Origin of the sequence: Streptomyces sp. LS1784 (assembly GCF_020103755.1) — a bacterium.
Classification (GTDB): domain Bacteria; phylum Actinomycetota; class Actinomycetes; order Streptomycetales; family Streptomycetaceae; genus Kitasatospora.
Genome location: NZ_JAHSQD010000977.1, coordinates 1 through 1,811 on the forward strand (window position 1 = coordinate 1; position 1,811 = coordinate 1,811).

Annotated in this window: 1 protein-coding gene and 1 pseudogene; both read left to right on the top strand. The window is 77.3% G+C overall.

Annotated elements, in window-relative coordinates; translation table 11 throughout:
* On the top strand, positions 1-1,273 hold a 1,273-nt coding region (locus tag KS423_RS44815), incomplete at its 5' end, for a VWA domain-containing protein (RefSeq protein ID WP_224285416.1).
* Positions 1,274-1,275: 2 nt separating this feature from the next.
* Positions 1,276-1,811: pseudogene (locus tag KS423_RS44820) on the top strand (hypothetical protein); the annotation flags it as partial.

The window sequence follows — 1,811 nt, forward strand, 5'->3', positions numbered from 1 at the left end:
CGCCGGCTGGGTGCGCGCGGACCTCGCGGCGCGCGCGGCACTCGCCCGTCGCGGTCTTCTCCCTCCGGCCCCCGCGGAACCCCCGATGTCCTTGGAAGCCACGGACGTCGCACCGCCGCCCACGGCCCCGGAGCGGCTCCTCACCACGACCAGCCCGCCCCGCACCCTCGCCCCCGCCGAGCGCTGGCGGCTGCTCCTCGGCCGCCCCGGCAACGGCGGCCTGACCGGGCGCGGTGCCCGACTCGCCACCGCCCTGGACGAGTTGTACGGCAGCGGCCACGGCGAGGGCTCCGGCCCGGGCCTGGACAGCCGGGGCAGCAGGGGCGGCCGCGAGGCCCCGTACCCCGGGGTGCGGGAGTGGGCCGAGGAACTGGAGTCGCTGTTCGGCCCCGGCATACGCGAGGAGGTGCTGGCCGCCGCCGTCGCGCAGGGCCGTACCGACGTCCTGGAGACGATCGACCCGGCCGCGGTCCGCCCGTCCGTCGACCTGCTGCGCACCGTGCTGGACCACGCGGGCGGCCTGCCGGAGGCCAGGGTGGCCCGGTTGCGCCCGCTGGTGCGGCGCCTGGTGGACGAGCTGAGCCGGGAGTTGGCCACCAGGCTGCGCCCGGCCCTGACCGGGATCGCCGTGCCGCGCCCGTCCCGCCGCCCGGGCGGCGGGCTGGACCTTGACCGGACCATCCGGGCCAACCTGGCCACCGCCCGTCCCGCGCCGGACGGCGGCACGCTGATCGTGCCCGAGCGCCCGGTCTTCCGGACCAGGGCGCGCCAGGCCAACGACTGGCGGCTGATCCTGGTCGTGGACGTCTCCGGCTCGATGGAGGCCTCCACGGTGTGGGCCGCGCTGACGGCCTCGATCCTGGCCGGAGTGCCCTCGCTGAGCACCCACTTCGTCGCCTTCTCCACGGAGGTCCTGGACCTCACGGAGCGGGTGGACGATCCGCTGAGCCTGCTGCTGGAGGTGAGGGTCGGCGGCGGCACCAGCATCGCGAGCGGGCTGCGCTACGCCCGGGAGCTGGTGACGGTGCCGTCCCGCACGCTGATCGCGGTGGTCAGCGACTTCGAGGAGGGCGGGCCGGTCAGCGGCCTGCTGGCCCAGACCCGGGCACTGGTGGACTCCGGTGTGCACCTGCTCGGCTGTGCGGCGCTGGACGACACCGGGACGGCCCGCTACTCGAAGGCGGTCGCGGGCCGACTGGTCGCGGCCGGAATGCCCGTGGCGGCGTTGAGCCCGCTGGAACTGGCCCGCTGGGTGGGGGAGAAGGTGCGATGAGCATGACGGCGCGGACGAGTGACTGGCCGGGCGTGCGGCCCGAGGTGGTCGCCGAGGTGGTGGCCGGGCTGAGCGCCCGGCTGCAGAAGCGGCTGGACGGCGCGGCGGCGAAGCTGGCGGAGCGGCCGGTGGCCCGGGCGGGCGACGAGTGGCGGGTGGAGGTGGACGAGGAGACCGTGCTCGTGCTGCACGCCCCGGGCGGGGTGATCGCCGGGGAGGCCGATGTCCGCTGTGGCTGTCTGCTCGCCCCGGCCTGCGTGCACCGGGCCGCCGCCGTCACCCTCTGCCCGCTCGCCGAGGCCGAGCCCGAGCCCGAGCCTGTGGTCGAGCCCGAGCCCGAGCCCGAGCCCGAGCCCGGGAACGACACCGGGACGGCAGCCGCGGCAGGCCGGGAAGGAGCCCGGGAAACTCCCGAGGAGTCGACCGGCCAACGGGCCCCCGCCCCCCTCACCGCCGCCGAACTCGCCGCCGTCCGCCACCTCCACGGCGCTGCGGCCGCCGTGCTGGCGGCCGGGGTGAGCGGCGCGGGCGCCGTCTC